The organism is Stenotrophomonas sp. CASM101, assembly GCF_049384845.1.
GTDB classification, from domain to species: Bacteria; Pseudomonadota; Gammaproteobacteria; order Xanthomonadales; family Xanthomonadaceae; genus Stenotrophomonas; species Stenotrophomonas hibiscicola.
On sequence record NZ_JBMRFR010000002.1, the window covers coordinates 247,178 to 264,281 of the forward strand.

Consider the following 17,104-nt stretch of genomic DNA (forward strand, 5'->3'; position numbering starts at 1 on the left):
CCTTCAGGTAGGGTCCACGTTAGCAACCGCCTCGCGGCGGCGCTTCTCCAAAACTGCGATCTTCAGGTCCGGGCGCTGCGCGGCGCGTGCATGGCATTCCGGCATGCTGGCCGACGCCGCCCGGGTTGCACGCTCACGCTCACGCACATTGCCCGGGCTGTCACCGGTGATGTCACGGAAGATGCGGCCGAAGGTACCCAGGCTGCTCCACCCGGTCTGCGCGGCGATTTCGGTGACCGGCAACTCGGTGTCACGCAACATCGCCACGGCCCGTTCGATGCGCCGGCTGAGGAGATAGCGGTGCGGTGGCAGCCCGAAGGCCTGCTTGAACGAGCGGGCGAAGTGCGCCGGCGACACTGCACTGACCTCGGCCAGGCGCGCGACCGGCCATTCCTCATGGCTGGCGCGGTCCATCCGGTCCTTGGCACGCAGCAGGCGCCGCAGCAGTTCGGGGCTCTGGTTCATGGCACCACCGCCTGGGCCAGGTAGTGGCGTGCCGCGTGCCGCGCCTCAGCGGCCTGCTCGACCAGCCAGTCACGGAATGCAATGACCTTGGCACTGCCATTTCGCGCCGTGGGTGCCACGAACCAGAAGCTGCGACCGTCGCTGGCGACACCCGGATGCGCCTGCACCAGCCGCCCGCTGTCCAGCTCGGCCTGGAACAGGATCGGCGAACCAATGGCGATGCCTTGCCCGGCGATCGCGGCGCCGACATCCAGATGCTCGACGGCAAAGGGCGCGACGAAACTCTCCGCTGCCGGCGGTGGGATGTGCCCGTGCGCGGCAAACCACAGGGCCCACCAGTCCGGCCGCCCGAGCAGGGGAATCTCCAGCGCGCTGGTCCCCAACCCACGGGCCGCTGGCAGCAGCGCCGGCGCACACAACGGTGTGAACACGCTGGGAAACAAGGGAGTTGCCTGAAGACCCGGCCATTCGCCCTGGCCATTGCGGATGGCGGCATCGAAGTGACCGGCGGCCAGATCCTGCGGCGCTGCCGACAGGTCCAGTTCCAGCACGAGCTGCCGGTGGCGGGCACGGAACGTGCCCAGTCGCGGCGTCAGCCAACTGGTGCCCAGCGTGGGCAGCACGGACAGGCGCAGTCGCGCCGCATCCATTTCTGCGGCGCGCATGAAGCTGGCGCGCAGTGCATCGAATGCCCGGGTGGCCTCCTGGGCGACGCTGGCACCCGTCGCTGTCAGTTCTAAGTGCTGTGCATGGCGCAGGAACAGGCAGGTACCGGTCTGGGCCTCCAGCCGCCGCACGTGGTAGCTCACCGATGCCGCACTGGTGTCGAGCTCTTCGGCGGCACGCGCGAAGCTGCCCAGCCGCGCCGCCGCCTCGAAGGCACGGATGGCGGCAAGCGATGGCAGCTGGCGTTGGGTGACCATAAGTGTGACTTAGCCTGAGCCCCGATATCTGCGTGGTCAATCCCCCTGGTACGCGCAACGATGGAGGCACCTTCGACAGGGGATCACGCACATGGATCGACGGCAGTTCCTGGCCACCCTGGCCGCCGCGGGGGCATCTACGGCGCTGCCCTCCGGGTGGGCCCTGCCCAGCCACAGCGAAGACTGGAAATGGTTGCAGGGCAACTGGCAGGTCCGGCACCGACGCCTGAAGGAGCGCCTGGTCGGCGATACCCGATGGGAGTCCTTCACCGGTTCCAGCGCGGTCTGGCTCACCCTGGGCGGACTCGGCACCATCGATGACAACGTCATCGCGCTGCCTTCGGGCCCCTACAGGGGCCTGGGCGTGCGTGCATTCGATCCGGTGTCTTCCACGTGGTCGATCTGGTGGATCGATGGTCGCAACCCTGCCCATATCGAAGCCCCTGTGCGCGGCGCTTTCAAGGGCGATGCCGGCAGCTTCCGCGGCACCGACCGGATCGACGGGCGCCCCGTCGAGGTCTGGTTCCGTTGGCATGACATCCACGGCGAGGAGCCGTGGTGGGAACAGGCGTTCTCCGACGATGCCGGTGCGCACTGGGAAGTGAACTGGCGCAACTGGTTCCGCCGCACTGCTGCGGTCCCCTCTCCGCTTCCGAAGCTGCCGGATGCACCGGGCGATTTTGATTTCCTGGTGGGCCATTGGAACGTGCGCCATCGTCGCCTGCGCGCTCGGCTGGCAGGCAGCGATGCATGGGACGCGTTCAACGGCACCCTGCACAACTGGCCGGTCCTGGGAGGATTCGGCAACGTAGGTGACAACCTGATGGACATGCCTGGAGCGCCGCTGCGAGGCATGGGCATCCGCGCCTGGAATGCGGCGGAGCGGCACTGGCTGAGCTGGTGGCTGGATGGCCGGGAGCCAACCCGGATCGGCGCGCCACTGCGTGGTGGTTTCCATGCCGGTGTCGGCCGCTTCTTCGGCGAAGACCAGCACGACGGTCGATCAATCCAGACGCGGGTGATCTGGTCACGCATTACCCCGCGCTCGGCGCGCTGGGAACAGGCGGCATCGACCGATGGCGGGCGCAGCTGGGAAACCAACTGGGTCAGCGACTTCGAGCGACAGGCATGAAGGCGCTGCTGGCCGTGATGCTGCTGGTTGCTGCGTCGTCTCCCGCGTCTCCATCACGGGTGCTGCGGATCGTCGGCCCCGCCGAGCGCTTTGCCCCGGGCGTTGCATCCACGCAATACGACGAGATTCGACTGACCTTGAGCCCGGACGGAAAAACCGCACTGTGGTTCAGCCGCAACCGGCCCGGCGGGCCGGGTGGGTATGACATCTGGGTCTCCCGCAACGATGGGCAGCGCTGGCGGCCGGCGATGCCGGTGCCGTTCAACTCGCCGGGGCGCGACTTCGATCCCGCTTTTTCCGCCGATGGCCGCGTGGTGTATTTCTGTTCGGATCGCGCAGGCGGCCTGGGCGGCGACGATCTGTACCGGGTCAGCATTGGGAACGACGGTCGATTCGGGAAGCCGGTCAATCTTGGCCCGGCAGTGAACAGCGCGGCCGATGAATTCGCGCCGATGCTCTCGCCGGACGCAGCCACGCTGCTGTTCTCCAGCGATCGCGCAGGCGGTGCGGGTGGCCATGACCTCTACGTCGCAGCGATGGTCCGTGACATGGCGCAGCCGGCACGGCCGCTGCCGGGAGACCTCAATACCGCAGCGCAGGAGTTCGATGCCACCTTCCTGGGCGACGGCCGGACGCTGGTGTTTGCCCGCGCCCTGGACTTCGGCAGTGCACCGGTACGCCAGTTCATCGCCTACGAGCGTGGAGGCCGGTATGACGCGGGCCTTGCATTGCCCTCCCCCTTGAACGAGGCCTCCGGCGACAGCTACGGCGCGATGCTGGATGGCTCGCAACCCGACACCTTGACCTATTCGGCGCGCCGCGCGGACGGTGCAGGGCTGGACCTGTACCGCATCCGCTATCGGATGATGCGCCCTTGAAGGCAGATGTTGTCGATTTTCCGCGCCCCGGTTCGTCGAGAGGATGAAACCCCAGGACAAAACGCAGATGGCCTCACACCAGTCCCTTGCCTGCGCCTGCGGCCAGGTGCGCCTGACCGCCACGGGCCAACCGATTGCCACCGTCGAATGCTGCTGCGACAGCTGCCGCAAGGCCGGCGCCATGCTGCAGTCGATGCCCCGAGCACCGGCCGTGCTGGGCCCGCACGGCCAGACGCTCTTCGTAATGCACCGCAAGGATCGCGTCAGCATCGATGCCGGGCATGCCATGCTGCATGCCTTGCGATTGTCCAGCAGGGGCGGCAGCCGTCGCGTTCTGGCCGGCTGCTGCAATACGCCGCTCTTCCTGGAGTTCAGCGGCGGCCATTGGCTGAGCCTGTATGGCCTGTTGTGGCCGGCATCGACAAGACCTGCCGTGGAGATGCGGACCATGGTCAGCGATCTTCCTGATGCGTCTGTGCTTCCTGACGATGTGCCGAACCTGAAAACCCGGTCGCTGCGCTTCTATGCGCGGTTGATGAAGGCGTGGATCGCCATGGGCTTCCGCAGCCCACGCATCGAGGTCGCGGGAGATGCCCATGCCTGAGCCAGGACGGATCGAGATCGAAAGCATCACCACGCCCGGGCACATCCAGCGCGTGGATCGCGCCAAGTACCTCGCCATGCGCCATGCCTTGCTGCGGGCGCTGCCCGCGCAACCGCCCGGCCTGACCGTCGCGCAGGCGAAACAGGCACTGCTGCCACACCTGCCCGCCGCGCTGTTCCCGGCAGGTGCCACCGCCGGCTGGTGGTTGAAGGCCGTGCAGCTGGACCTGGAAGCCAAGGGCGTGATCGAGCGCGTCGCGGGCAAACCGGTGCGCCTGTTCAAGCACCTGGCGGCCGGCTGATCAGCGCTGTGCAGGCAGTTCCAACCGGTGCTTGCGGCACAGGCGATACACCGTGACCCGCGATATCTGCATCTGCCGCGCGCACTCGGAGACGTTGTAGCCGGTCTGGCGCAGGGTCTGCAGCAGTACATCGCGCTCGGCCTGGCCGCGTGCATCGTGCAGCATCGCCGCGGGCAGGGCCGCTACCGATGCGCCCAGCTCCAGGTCACGCTCACTGATCAGCTCGCCTTCGGCCATGATCGCTGCACGCTGCACACGGTTCAGTAGTTCGCGTACGTTGCCGGGCCAGTCGAAGCGCCGCATCGCCTGCAGTGCGGCCGGTGCGAAGCCGCGTGCACGCACGCTGTGGCGCAACCGGAAGCAGCGCAGGAAGTGCTCGGCCAGCAGCTGCACGTCGGCACCGCGCTCGCGCAGCGGTGGCATCAGCAGGCGCAGCACGTTCAGGCGGTAGTAGAGATCGCTGCGGAACCGCCCCTGCGCCACCGCGTGTTCCAGTTCGACGTGGGTCGCGGCAAGTACCCGCACGTCCGCGCGCAGCGGCTGGCTGCTGCCCACGCGCTCGAAGGTCCCCTCCTGCAGCACGCGCAGCAGGCTGGTCTGCGCTTCTGCCGGCAGATCGCCTACCTCATCAAGAAACACCGTACCGCCATGGGCGGATTCGAACACACCGATCTGCCGCTTGTCGGCACCGGTGAACGAGCCACGTTCGTGGCCGAATAGCTCCGACTGCACCAGGCTGGCCGGAATCGCACCACAGTTCACCGCAATGAAAGGCCTGCCGGCGCGCCCCGACAGCGCATGCAGCGCATGTGCAGCCAGTTCCTTGCCTGTACCGGTTTCGCCGGTGACCAGCACCGGCAGTTCCACCGGCGCGAACTTGTGCAGCACCGTGCGCACCGCATGCAGCGCGGCGCTTTCGCCAATCAGCGCGTGCGGTCCGTGCCCACCGCAGGTTGCGTCGACAGGCGGATCATCCGCATCGAACTGCTGGCGCATTGCGCAGACCAGGTCCTGAAGGCCGAACGGCAGCGTGAAGCGCGCGCCACATCGCTGCAGCAACGGCAGCCAGGCCGGCGATGTGGGTCCGGCGCCCGGTGGCAGTACCGCCAGCCAGGGCAGATGCTGGTGCTGCTCGATCCACGGTTCCAGCAGCTGCAGCGACGCCGCATCGAGATGGCGCAGATCGAGTACGGCGAGCAATCGATCGCGCCCACGCAGGCCTATCGCCATGGCGGGATGGGGATGGATGCTGCGCACATGCCAGCCTGCTGCCGCCAGCGCACTGCGCTCGTTCGCCAACGGCTCGCCAAACCAGAGCACGCAACGTGACGTAGAAGCCTCCGGGACCGCTGCCATGCTTCCCCCAGCATCCGGACACCGACGGCGGACTGTCAGGCAATCGCCGGCGTGCCGCCCCCCGCCGGGACCTCTACGGCCACCGGGGCGGCCTTTGTTGGGCGGATCCTAGCGCTTCCCTAAACGGCGGTGCAATGAGCAATGCGTCAAGAAATTCGTGGCTGAACCGGCACCGTTGCAGACGGCGGCGCCACCTGTAACACGCATGCAACAGTTGCCCGCCGCCCTTGCCCTGCGGTGCCTGGGGCTTCGAAATCCCGACAATTCCCCGACGTGCCTGTAACACCGTGGCAGCAGCACGGTCAGGTGCTGCACGGTCCCGACATTGGCGGCTGGGCACTTCCAGGTTGGCACGGTTGATGCGTGGTTCCGCCGCACCCATCGCGGGAGATCGGCATGGACGGCACCACCCTGGTTCGCGGCCTGGCCGCAGCACTGGCAATCGCCCCGCTGTTGGTTGGCACGGGCGCATCCGCGTCCGGCGCCCGCCAGGGCGTGAAGGCACAGCCGGGCGAAATCGTCCTGTTGCGGGACGTCTCCGCGCGGCCGGCCTATCGCATGGCACCACCGGGCATGGCCCTGATTGCCGACCCGAAGCCACAGCGCGAGATCGCCACCGCATTGGGCGCCGGTGGCACGACGAACGGCATGGACGAGTTGAGCGATGAGGACTATGCCGGCATGGGTGCCGGCCAGGCAGCGTCCGTCGCGACACCGGGCGGCACTACCGTTGAACGGGTCACCCAGCAGGCCCTGGGCGGCACGCTTGGCCGCGGTGGTGATGGCATGGTCGGCAGCAACCTCGGGGGCGCCATGAGCGGTCCGCTCGGTGCGGTCGGCAGCAGCACCCGCGGTATCGCCGATACCGTGCGCGGCGCACTGGCCCAGTTCCCCCTGCAGGGCACGGCCCCGGCAGGTGGAAAATGAAGGCCCTGCACGGCGTGCTTCTGCTGCTCGCTGCCGCGCCCTGGGCGACCCGGGCCGATGACTACGGCGGCATGCTCGCCTATCTCGACGTGGCCCGCATCGACGGCCACGCACTGGCCGGGGCGAATGGGGCCATCGCCGTCAACCAGGCCGCCGGCGACCTCAACGTGCAGGCCAACCTGCGGGGTATCGCCAAGGGTGATCGCGCCGACGTGGCGATCAATGCCCGGCAACTGCAGCAGGGCAACCGCGTGCTGTCCGGGCCGCTGCAGGCCACCGCGTTCATTGGCGGTGACGCACTGGCCGGTGCCAGTGGCATCGCATCCATCAACCAGGCCAGCGGCATCGCCAACACGACGCTCAACGTCGTCAGCGCGACGCTGGCCCGACAGGGCATACGCGAAACCGACGATACGGCCTTGGCCGCCGAGGGTTCCGCGTTGGCAGGGGGGCGGGACGACACCGGTTACGGCGTCGCGACGGGCACCCGCAGCGCCGGTGTAGCCAGCACCGCACTGCGGGGATTCGACGGGGTCCTGCAACTCAATCAGATCGCGGGCAACGGCAACGACACGGCCAACGTACTGGGCCTGGTCGTGCAGGACCGCCCGTGACAACCACCCAACCGATGCACCACCTGATGAGAGAGAGGGCACCATGAAAGCGACCGTCAAAAAGACCATGCTCGCCATGGCGATTGCCACTGCCTCGACCGCCGCTGCGGCCAATGGCTGGGACAACCAGAACGCCAACGCGAACATCAACCACAACCACACCGTCAGCGAGACCCGCAGCGAAACGCACAACCACACCGACAACGACGTGCGCAACCGCACTGTCAACGTCAACGTGCAGAAGCACAGCAACATCCAGGCCGACGAACGCAAGGAAAAGAACAACCACGGCGTCGACGTGAACCTGGAGAAGGACCTGCGCCTGAGCACCGACATCAATTTCTCCGGCGACCCGAACATCACCGGCGACATCGACCTCGACTCGGCGGCCATTGCCGTGATCGACAACCGGCAGTCGATCAGCAACAACGCCACCAGCAACAGCCTGGTCACCAACAGCGCGTCGATCGGTGACAGCGTCGGCGCCGGTGCCTCGGGCAATCTGGGCTTCAATGTCGTCTCCGGCGACAACAATGCGCAGGACAACGCGGCCTCACTATCTGCGGCCGATGCGTCCTTCAGCTTCGGCATGGCCGACGCCGAGGTATTCGTCAACCAGGCCGGCTTCGGCAACGCCACCATGAACTCCGGTGTCACCAACGCCGCAGGTCTCAGCGGCAACGCCTTTGGCGGCGCGTCCGGCAACATCGGCGTGAACATCGCCTCGGGCAACAACAACGAGCAGAAGAACGCCCTCGCGGCCTCGGTCGCGACCACGGCGGTGGCTCAGTCGAGCATCAGCTCCAACCAGGTCTCCACCGGCAACACGGTCAGCAACGCCGGCTTCGTGCAGTCCTACACCGATACCGTGCAGGTCGGCATGCGTGGCGGCGTCAGCGGCCTGACACTGGCCTATGGCGCGGGCACCTACCGCGGCACCGGCAACGCCTACCAGATGGCCAACTACTACCTGGATACGTGGAGTGGCGAGCTGCCGCACCCGGGTGGCAACAGCACCGGCCATATCGATCTGGACAACCAGATCCAGAACGCCACGATGAACCCCAACCGGCCAGGGGTGGGCGGCCTGGGCTTCGATACGCGTGAGAGTGGCACCAGCCAGTTCGTCGAACTGGGCGTGGCTGACCTGTATGCCAGCCTCAGCGGCACGGTCAGCACCACGCGGTGGGTGAACGTCAATGCGACCAACACCTCGGCCTTGTCCGGCAGTGCCTTCTCGGGCGCCTCCGGCAACATCGGCGTGAACGTTGCTGCGGGCACCGGCAACCTGCAGGCCAACAGCCTGGCCCTGGCAGTCGCCCAGCCCAGCACCGGCGGCGGTGGTGGCAGCGGCGAGTAAGCGCAACACCCCGGCCGTCCGCCAATGGCCGGGTCCCCGGGAGCCCCTGTTCCTCCTCCCCCTTGGAACGGGGGCTCCCCCCTGCTGCCGGAGAACGTAGATGATCCGTTGCCCTCCATCGATGCGCCTGCTGGCCTGCCTGTGGCTGCTGGGCACCGCATCGGCGTGGGCCGGCGAGGTCCACTTCGCCGGCGTGCTGCCCAACGGCGCGCTGCTGCAGCAGAAGGTCGAAAGCATGCAGGAGCGGCGCTACCGCAACGTGGTGCGCCAGCACACCGATTACAGCTGCGGGGCAGCCGCATTGGCGACCATCCTGCGCCATGCCTATCACCTGCAGACCGACGAAGCGACGGTGATCGAAGGAATGATGGGGGTTTCCGATCCAGCGCTGGTGGCCGAACGCGGCTTCTCCCTGCTCGACATCAAGCGCTACGTGGAATCGCTCGGCATGCGTGGCCGGGGCTACCGCATCGATGAAACACGACTGCGCACCCTTCGCGTGCCAGGACTGGTGCTGATGGACGTGCGCGGCTTCCGCCATTTCGTGGTGCTCAAGCAGGTGCGCAACGGCATCGTGGAAGTGGCTGACCCGATCCTCGGCAACCGCAGCCTGGCGCTGCCGGAGTTCCTGGCCGCCTGGCCATCGCGCGCGGTCTTCGTGGTGATCGGCAGCGACTTCGATCGCAACACCGTTCTTCTGCAACCCAGCGAACGGCCAAGCGCCCGCGCGCTCTACGCGCGGCAAGGGCCGATCACCGATGCCGAACTGGTCGACTTCGGCTTCAGCCACGCCGACCTGTTCTGAGGAGGTACGACCATGTTCCGTCAACACGTATGGATGGCTCTGCTGCTGATGGCCCCTGCCCTGCCCCTGCAGGCCGCCGACGGCAGGACGGGGCGTGGACTCACGGAAATCCCCGACCCGGAGCTGAGCCTGATGCGGGGGCGCTACACCGTGGGTGGCAACAACGTTGCCTGGTTCGGGGTCACCATGGTGTCGCAGTGGCAGGCCAGCAACGGCACGACCCTGCAGGGCAGCCTGACCCTGGGCATGGACTTCCGTGGTGCTGGCGCGCCGAAGCTCAGCTTCCAGCCCAGCGTGCATGTCACGGCAGCCGATGCGCCGCTGCCCGATACCCACGGACGCAGCATCGACAGCAGCGGCCTGGCCAATGCCAGCGGCCTGGTGCAGAGCGTGCAGGTGGCCGGCGATGGCAATGTCGCGCGCAACGTCACCACGCTGACCGTCCGCGAGGGTGGCGTGCCGGCTGTTCTCTCTGATGGCGCAGGCAACGTCACCGCGCAGCCGGCCGGCGCCAGCGCGACGGCCGTGCTGGAAGGCAACCAGGCACACCTGCTGCTGCAGGTTGATGGCCAGGGGCTGGTGCAGCAGTGGATCCGCAATGGCAGCGTCGGCCAGGGCATCGCCCTTACCGGTGACGGCCAGATCGCCAGCAACCAGCTGCGGCTGGAGCTGGTGCGCAACGCCGTGGGCGGCAATCTGCCGTTGAGCCAGAACGTGGCCCAGGCGATTGCGTTGAACCGCGGCATGGGGCCGGGCCAGTAGCCGGGCCTGGCATTGGGGGAAACGCTCCACAACGCAGGACACGAACATGCACACCCTGATGAGGATCACCCCGTTGGCGCTGGCGGCGCTGGCGGGCACCGCCCTTGCCGTGCCGCCGACGCCTGACGATGGCGCCGACGTGCAGGCCCTGGCCAACCAGCTGGAACAGCTGAAAGCCAACTACGCACAGGAAGTGCGGCGGCTGCGCGAACTGGACATGCAGGTGCAGGCCATGCAGGCGCGCCTGGGCGGGCGGGTTGGCCCGGCTTCGACCCCACCGGCCGCGCCATTGGCGCAGGCCGCGGCCGCCGCGGTTCCACCGAGCAGCGAGGGCTACGCCAGTACCGCTGCCGAGGCCCAGCAGGCCAGGCAGGAGTCGCGGCGCAGCGTGGACGACGTGAAGCAGCAGCAATCGGCCCTGTTCTCCCGTCGCTTCACCGTCGAGAACAGCCTCACCTACGCCCGCTATGACCGCAAGCAGCTCACCCTCAACGGCTTCCTCGCGTTGGACGCGATCTTCCTCGGCAATATCGCCATCGAGAACGTGGAGTCCGACTCGCTGACCTATAACGTGGCAGCCCGCTGGGGCGTCAGCCCGAACCTGACGCTCAACCTGGATGTGCCCTACCTGGCGCGGCGCACCGTGTACCAGAAAGGCGGCGCCGGCGGTGCAGCAGCCGCCATCGCGCAGGAGCAGACCAACGGCAACGGCCTGGGCGACATTGGCCTGAGCGCGAACTACCGGCTGTTCGGCGAACGCGGCTGGCGCCCTGAGACCGTGCTCACGGCCGGTGTCACCGCCCCCACCGGGCGCGCGCCCTACGGCCTGGACTGGAAGGTGATCGAACGCGATGACGACGACTACATCCGCTTCGCCGTGCCGCGCGAGCAACCCACCGGCAACGGCGTATGGCAGGCCAACCTCGGCCTGTCGATGGTGAAGACCGCCGACCCGGCCATCCTGTTCGCCAACGTCGGGTACGTGCACTCCATCCCTCGCGGCTTCAACGACATCGACAGCAATCCGGATACGGTCAACCCAGGCGACGTGAAGCTGGGCGGCTCGGTGTACTTCGGTGCAGGTGTTGCCTTCGCATTCAACGAGCGGACCAGCCTGAGCCTGTCCTTCAGCGACCGCATCAGCGCCCGCGCCTCCACCCGCTTCCAGGGTGGCAAGTGGATGAAGGTGATCGGCAGTGACGCCAATGCGGCATCCTTGAACCTGGGCGTGACTTATGCGTTGAACCAGCACGCCACGCTGGTGACGCTGCTGGGCATCGGGCTGACCCCGGATGCGCCGGACTTCACGTTGGCGTTCAAGATTCCTTACATGCTCTAGCGGCCACTGCCCATGGCATGATGGGCGCTCTGCGGCCAGCGGACGTCCATCATGCGCATCGGATTCCTGGGACTTGGAGTGATGGGAACGCCCATGGCGGCCCATCTGGCTCGCGCAGGTTACGAGGTATGCGGCTGGTCGCGCTCCGACCGCAACCATGCGGCCGCGCGCACCGCCGGCATCAACGTCTGCGAGGCGGTGGACGAGGTATTCGCGGCCTGCGACACCCTCATCCTGATGCTGGCCAATGACGATGCCATCGACAGCGTGCTCGATCGGCATGGCGCGGCGTTTGGCGAGCGGGTCGAGGGCCGCCTGCTGATCAACATGGGTACCAGCTCGGCAGCGTACTCACTGGCGCTGGCCGAACAGATCCGTGCCGCGGGCGGCCGCTACGTGGAAGCGCCGGTGTCTGGCTCACGCGTGCAGGCCGAAGCGGCGCGGCTGGTGATCCTGCTGGCCGGTGCCGATGTCGACCTCGCGGCAGCCGCCCCACTGGTTGCACCGATGGGCAGGCAAACGGTGTGCTGTGGTGCAGTGCCGTCCGCACTGCGCATGAAACTGGCGGTGAACCTGTACCTGATCACCTTGGTCACCGGCTTGGCCGAAGCGGTGTACTTCGCCGAAGCACACGGCATCGAGCTTGACCGCTTCGCGCAGGTGCTCAACGCAGGGCCGATGGCCAGCGAAGTATCGCGAATCAAGCTGGACAAAATGATCCGTGGTGACTTCAGCGTGCAGGCGTCGATCACCGACGTGCGCAAGAACAGTGGGCTGGTAGCCGCTGCCGCCCATGAGGTGGGCATGCATGCGCCCTTGATCGACGCCAGCGACGCGCTGTTCGCACAGGCACTGGCGTCCGGATCGGGGGCGCTGGACATGGCGGCCGTGCTGCAGGCGGTACGGGCCGGGCCAACCGGCACTGGCCGGCGCTGATCCGGATTCATGTTCCGGCACTACTGCCGTCCTCCACCGCTGCTATATTCAGTCCAGCTCGGCAGGCATGGTGCCTGCCCTCGAATCACAGGGAGTTGGACATGGGTCTGGTACAGGCGGTGAAGGGGGCGGTTGGCGGTGTGCTGGCCGACCAGTGGAAGGACTTCTACACCGTGCCGGCGGGCCTGCCGTCCACGGCCGCCCTGTTCGCGGCGGTGCCGCAGGGCACCAATGCCGGCCGCGGCTCCAACACCAGCGGCTCGTCCAACATCATCACCAACGGCTCGAAGATCATCGTGCCCGAAGGTTACGGCCTGCTGCTGCTCCAGGACGGCGCGATCACCGCCTTCGTCGCCGAACCGGGTGGCTACGAATGGCGTTCGGACGACCTGAACTCGCAGTCGATCTTCGCCGGCGACGGCCTGGTCAGCACCTTCATCAAGCAGAGCTGGGAACGCTTCAAGTTCGGCGGCCAGCCGGGCGCGCAGCAGGCGGCCTACTTCGTCTCGCTGAAGGAATTGCCGGACAACCGCTTCGGCACCCAGTCGGAAATCTACTGGGACGACGGATTCCTCAATACCCAGGTCGGTGCGATCACCCGTGGCTCGTACACCCTGAAGATCGTCGACCCGATCCTGTTCGTGAAGAACTTCGTGCCGGCCAGCTACCTGCGGCCGGGCCAGGTGTTCGACTTCACCGATCTGGACAACGCCGCTGCCAGCCAGCTGTTCAATGAAGTGGTCGGTTCGCTGGCCCCGGCCTTCAGCCTGTATACCAACGATCCGGGCAAGGGCAACCGCATCACCAAGCTGCAGCAGGACTCGCTGGGCTTCGCGCAGAGCCTGTCCGCCGCCGTCGAGCAGGGTTACCAGTGGAAGTCCGACCGCGGCCTGGCCATCGTCAAGACCGCCATCGTCTCGATCGAGTACGACGCCAACACCCGCGAACTGCTGAAGACCGTGCAGCGCGCCGATGCGCTGTCCGGTTCGCGCGGCAATTCCAACCTGCAGGCCAGCGTCGCCCAAGGCATCCAGTCGGCCGGCGAGAACGGCGGTGCGGCGGGCCTGGTCGGTGTCGGCATGGCCTCGGGCATGTTCGGTGTGGGCGGCATGCAGCAGCCAGTCACCCCGGCTGCGGATGACCCGGTGGCCAAGCTGAAGAAGGCAAAGGAAATGCTGGACCTGGGCCTGATCACCCAGGGCGACTATGACGCCCTGAAAGCCAAGGCACTGGGCCTGTAACAGCAGAACGCGCAACCCACATGTCCGATCCCAGAAACGGCCCACCGCCGCTGCCCGGATCCGCGCCCGCGACGCCGCCGCTCCTGCCGGCGGCGTCGTTGGATGGGCCCGGTTCGCCGCAGGACGTCCCTCCCCTGCCCGGCAGCTTCCCGCTGGACACGTCGACTCTGCCACAGGCCATCCGCGATGAAGTGGAAGCGCCCGATCCTGTGGCCATCGATACCTCGACCAGCGAGCTGAAAGACGGTCTCAACCGCTGCCCGAAGTGCGGCGCCACCGACATCCGGCCCAAGGCCGGCACCGATATCCTGGTCTGCCTGTACTGCCGTCACGAATGGCATGGCGCGCGCGTGGAGGAGGAATTCGGGCTGGGCGAGGCCATCGACCAGCTGCGCGGTACGGTCATCGCCTCCGGCGCGCGTGACATCGACGCCGACACCTCGGCGTTGATGACGTTCAAGTGCACCGGCTGCGGTGCCGAGGTCACGGTCAATACCGAAAGCACGATGACGGCGCGCTGCCACTGGTGCCGCCACGTCTTCGGCATCAACGAACAGATCAGCAATGGCGCCGTGCCCGATGCGGTGCTGCCCTTCCACATCAAGAAGGACGATGCGGTCGCGCGCATCCGCCAGTTCGTCGACAAGCGCCGGATGTTCGCGCTGAAAGCGTTCAAGGACCAGTTCACCCCGGAAAACGTGGTGGGCGTGTTCCTCCCCTACATGATCGTCGACAGCAATGTCAGCGCGGCCGTGGCCGGCAAGGGCGAGATCCAGACCCGGCAATACACGGTCGGCACCGAGAAGAACAAGCGCACCCTGTACGACGCAGATGTCTACCAGGTCGAACGCCAGGTCGACTTCACTGTCGATGACCTGCCGCTGGAATCCTCGGCCGAGCGCGGGAATCTTGATATCCGCGCCAACACCAACAACATCATCAACACCATCCTGCCGTTCGATACCAAGAACGCGGTGAAGTGGAACGCGTCCTATCTGGCCGGCTTCACTTCGGAGAAGCGCAACCTGGATGTGGAAAAGCTGCGGCCGCGGCTGGAAGACCAGCTTCTGTCGATTGCCCGCGCACAGGTGGAAGGTTCGGTGAGGCGCTACAACCGTGGCGTGCGTTGGGAACAGGAACAGCTGGAGGTGCATGGAACGCGCTGGGTGTCGATGTACCTGCCGGTGTGGTTGTACTCGTATCACCAGCCCGGAAAGAACGGCGGCATGTTGCACTACATCGCGGTGAACGGCCGTACCGGCGAAACCATGGGCAGCGTGCCCGTGCAGCAATGGAAGATGCTGCTGGCGGCGCTGGCCACCGGCACCATCATTGAAGCCCTCGCAATTGCCTTCCTGGTAGCATCGACATGAGCGACGACAGTGGGCTCTGGCTGTTGGCGGCAGGTCCAGCCGGCGCGACCGCGCTGTACTGGGCGCTGTACCGCTATTACCGCAACACCGACAAATCGCATTCCTTCGAGCACGAGACCGAAATCGAGGCACAGCCCGTGACCGGTTCGGACCAGCAGGTGGGCCGGGTCACCGGCACCGAGGAAAAGCGCATCCGCGGTGACAACGTGTATGAGTACCGGAAACGGGTGGTAAGGGTGAAACCCGACCAGTAGAGCCAAGCCATGCCTGGCTGCGGGAGGTGCCGGCCGCGGGCCGGCATTCCTTCGGCTCTGGGCGTCAAAGGGGAGCCGGCCAGCGGCCGGCACTACCCTTCAGCGGACAGCACCTGTTCTTGGCTGGCTTGCCTCAGGGCGCGCCCTCACACCGTCTCCCACCCCACCGGTTCGATACTCGCGCGATCCACCCTTCCGAGGATCCTGCGATGGCTGCTCTGCTTGCCCGTAGCTGCCTGTCGGCGCTGTACTTCCTGGCCCTGCCCGCCCTTGCCCAGGACGCTTCGTTCGGCTTCGGCGAACAGACCACCCACACCGACCAGACCACGCAATCCAGCAGCACCCAGACCCAGACCAGTGGTTCGATGACCACGCAGACCACCACCAGTGGCAGCTCGCAGTCCGAGTCGCGCACCGAAAGCAAGGAGATCGACGTGGGCTTCGGTTTCCACGACGACAACGACGACTGGAACCATGACCGCCACCGCGGCGACCGCGATGTGCGCGACAGCGATCTGTTTGGCAGCTGGACGCTGGGCCAGGAGAACGGCAGCACCTGCACCATCGAGCTGAAGAACAGTGAGTGGTTCGGTGGCTACAGCGCCTACGTGCCTGCCGGCTGCCCGGACGGCTTCTTCTCGGCCAACCGCTGGGTACTGTCGGGCAACCAGCTGCTGCTGACCGATACCAGCAATACGGTGTACGGGCGTTTCCGCGCGTCGGGCAGCGGGCGCTGGTCGGGGTTCCGCGAGTCGGATGGAGCCCGGCTTTATCTCAATCCCAGGGGGCGTTGACCGCGACGTGCACGCGATGGGCACGGGCAGACCGCGAAGATCAGCCGTCCACCGTGCCCCGCTGCTGACATGTCCGCTCCCACCGGTTCCCGCCTTGTCATCTATGCCGCGCTCGCGGGCAACCTCGCCATTGCGATTGCCAAGTTCATCGCCGCCGGCATCTCCGGCAGCTCGGCCATGCTCAGCGAAGGCGTGCATTCGCTGGTCGACACCCTCAACGAGGTGCTGCTGCTGTACGGGCTGCGCCGCGCCGGCAAGGCGCCGGACCCGGTACATCCGTTCGGCTATGGCCGCGAACTGTACTTCTGGAGCTTCATCGTCGCCCTGCTGGTGTTCGCTGCCGGCGCCGGCGTTTCGGCCTACGAAGGTATCCAGCACATCCGCCGGCCGGAGCCGGCCACCAACCATGCGTTGAGCTACAGCGTGCTGGGCATTTCCATCCTGTTCGAGGGTGGCTCCTGGTGGGTGGCGCTGCGCGAGTTCCGGCGTACCAAAGGCAAACTTGGCTACTTCGAAGCCTTCCGCCGCAGCAAGGATCCTTCCACCTTCACCGTACTGCTGGAAGACAGCGCTGCGTTGCTCGGGCTGGGCTTCGCACTGATCGGCCTGGTGGCCGCGCAGGTGCTGGACATGCCGGTGCTTGATGGCGTTGCGTCGCTGTGCATCGCTGCCGTGCTGGCCGCCACCGCCTTCCTCCTGGCCCGTGAGACCAAGGGCCTGCTGGTCGGAGAGCCTGCCCATCCCGCAGTGGCCGAGCGAATCATGGCCGTGGCGGAAACCGATCCAGACCTGCGCCGCGCCAATGGCGTGACCACCATGCAGATGGGCCCGGAACAGGTCGTGGCCATGCTCAGCGCCGAGTTCGAGGATGATCGGCGGACCCCGCAGATCGAAGCCTGCATCACCCGCATCGAAACGGCGGTGAAGCGCGAGTATCCGGAACTGGTGGCACTGTTCATCAAGCCACAGACGCCGGAGGTCTATGCCGCACGGAGAGCCGCACTGGCCGCCGGTCCTGCGCAGCAATGACACTGCGTCTG

Annotated in this window: 18 protein-coding genes and 1 pseudogene; 16 read left to right on the forward strand and 3 right to left on the reverse strand. The window is 66.8% G+C overall.

Annotation, left to right across the window (positions count from 1 at the left end; genetic code table 11):
- Positions 1-3: 3 nt before the first annotated feature.
- Together VG543_RS05115 and VG543_RS05120 are read right to left on the reverse strand one after the other, a co-directional pair.
- Positions 4-465 carry a helix-turn-helix transcriptional regulator gene (locus VG543_RS05115; protein WP_423177955.1) on the reverse strand — a complete coding sequence of 154 codons (462 nt, stop codon included), beginning with the start codon at positions 463-465 and terminating at the stop codon, positions 4-6.
- On the reverse strand, positions 462-1,388 hold the full coding sequence (locus tag VG543_RS05120; protein WP_423177956.1) for a LysR substrate-binding domain-containing protein: 927 nt from the start codon (positions 1,386-1,388) through the stop codon (positions 462-464). Before VG543_RS05120 ends, VG543_RS05115 begins: the two co-directional genes overlap by 4 nt.
- A 91-nt stretch (positions 1,389-1,479) precedes the next feature.
- Between VG543_RS05120 and VG543_RS05125 the strand changes: the two genes are divergently transcribed.
- The 4 genes from VG543_RS05125 (at position 1,480) to VG543_RS05140 (ending at position 4,303) form a co-directional block, all read left to right on the forward strand.
- Positions 1,480-2,520, forward strand: a complete 1,041-nt coding sequence (locus VG543_RS05125; RefSeq protein ID WP_423177958.1) for a twin-arginine translocation signal domain-containing protein — start codon at positions 1,480-1,482, stop codon at positions 2,518-2,520.
- A complete protein-coding gene (locus tag VG543_RS05130; RefSeq protein ID WP_423177959.1) occupies positions 2,517-3,398 on the forward strand; it encodes a TolB family protein in 882 nt (293 codons plus the stop codon). The genes VG543_RS05125 and VG543_RS05130 overlap by 4 nt, the downstream gene beginning before the upstream one ends.
- A gap of 67 nt (positions 3,399-3,465) precedes the next feature.
- Positions 3,466-4,002, forward strand: a complete 537-nt coding sequence (locus VG543_RS05135) for a GFA family protein (protein WP_423177960.1) — start codon at positions 3,466-3,468, stop codon at positions 4,000-4,002.
- Positions 3,995-4,303, forward strand: a complete 309-nt coding sequence (locus tag VG543_RS05140; RefSeq protein WP_111098486.1) for a DUF6958 family protein — start codon at positions 3,995-3,997, stop codon at positions 4,301-4,303. The genes VG543_RS05135 and VG543_RS05140 overlap by 8 nt, the downstream gene beginning before the upstream one ends.
- Here VG543_RS05140 and VG543_RS05145 read toward each other — a convergent pair whose 3' ends face one another.
- Positions 4,304-5,659 carry a sigma 54-interacting transcriptional regulator gene (locus tag VG543_RS05145; RefSeq protein ID WP_423177961.1) on the reverse strand — a complete coding sequence of 452 codons (1,356 nt, stop codon included), beginning with the start codon at positions 5,657-5,659 and terminating at the stop codon, positions 4,304-4,306.
- A 396-nt stretch (positions 5,660-6,055) separates the two neighbouring features.
- Between VG543_RS05145 and VG543_RS05150 the strand changes: the two genes are divergently transcribed.
- The 12 genes and pseudogenes from VG543_RS05150 to VG543_RS05205 all read left to right on the forward strand — a co-directional run bounded on the left by VG543_RS05150 (position 6,056) and on the right by VG543_RS05205 (position 17,093).
- Positions 6,056-6,586: a hypothetical protein gene (locus VG543_RS05150; RefSeq protein WP_197575001.1), complete on the forward strand. Its 531-nt coding sequence runs from the start codon at positions 6,056-6,058 to the stop codon at positions 6,584-6,586.
- Positions 6,583-7,200, forward strand: a complete 618-nt coding sequence (locus VG543_RS05155; RefSeq protein WP_111098489.1) for a hypothetical protein — start codon at positions 6,583-6,585, stop codon at positions 7,198-7,200. Before VG543_RS05150 ends, VG543_RS05155 begins: the two co-directional genes overlap by 4 nt.
- A 43-nt stretch (positions 7,201-7,243) precedes the next feature.
- Positions 7,244-8,560: an adhesin gene (locus VG543_RS05160; RefSeq protein ID WP_346469237.1), complete on the forward strand. Its 1,317-nt coding sequence runs from the start codon at positions 7,244-7,246 to the stop codon at positions 8,558-8,560.
- Positions 8,561-8,660: 100 nt separating this feature from the next.
- Positions 8,661-9,365 (forward strand): C39 family peptidase, encoded by a 705-nt coding sequence (locus VG543_RS05165; protein ID WP_049481097.1) that lies wholly within the window; start codon positions 8,661-8,663, stop codon positions 9,363-9,365.
- A 12-nt stretch (positions 9,366-9,377) separates the two neighbouring features.
- Positions 9,378-10,127: a hypothetical protein gene (locus tag VG543_RS05170; RefSeq protein ID WP_021202351.1), complete on the forward strand. Its 750-nt coding sequence runs from the start codon at positions 9,378-9,380 to the stop codon at positions 10,125-10,127.
- A 46-nt stretch (positions 10,128-10,173) separates the two neighbouring features.
- Positions 10,174-11,466, forward strand: a complete 1,293-nt coding sequence (locus VG543_RS05175) for a transporter (RefSeq protein WP_423177963.1) — start codon at positions 10,174-10,176, stop codon at positions 11,464-11,466.
- Between the two features lie 45 nt (positions 11,467-11,511).
- Positions 11,512-12,402 (forward strand): annotated as a pseudogene (locus VG543_RS05180) (NAD(P)-dependent oxidoreductase); the annotation flags it as partial.
- Between the two features lie 101 nt (positions 12,403-12,503).
- The gene (locus VG543_RS05185; RefSeq protein ID WP_111098493.1) at positions 12,504-13,643 is read left to right on the forward strand and encodes an SPFH domain-containing protein; all 1,140 of its coding nucleotides are present in this window, start codon (positions 12,504-12,506) and stop codon (positions 13,641-13,643) included.
- Between the two features lie 20 nt (positions 13,644-13,663).
- Complete coding sequence (locus VG543_RS05190) at positions 13,664-15,016, forward strand: TFIIB-type zinc ribbon-containing protein (RefSeq protein ID WP_423177965.1); 1,353 nt, start codon at positions 13,664-13,666, stop codon at positions 15,014-15,016.
- Positions 15,013-15,270: a hypothetical protein gene (locus VG543_RS05195; RefSeq protein WP_046983345.1), complete on the forward strand. Its 258-nt coding sequence runs from the start codon at positions 15,013-15,015 to the stop codon at positions 15,268-15,270. The genes VG543_RS05190 and VG543_RS05195 overlap by 4 nt, the downstream gene beginning before the upstream one ends.
- Positions 15,271-15,479: 209 nt before the next feature.
- Positions 15,480-16,064 (forward strand): AprI/Inh family metalloprotease inhibitor, encoded by a 585-nt coding sequence (locus VG543_RS05200; RefSeq protein ID WP_058982870.1) that lies wholly within the window; start codon positions 15,480-15,482, stop codon positions 16,062-16,064.
- Positions 16,065-16,133: 69 nt separating this feature from the next.
- Complete coding sequence (locus VG543_RS05205) at positions 16,134-17,093, forward strand: cation diffusion facilitator family transporter (protein ID WP_423177967.1); 960 nt, start codon at positions 16,134-16,136, stop codon at positions 17,091-17,093.
- Positions 17,094-17,104 lie beyond the last annotated feature (11 nt).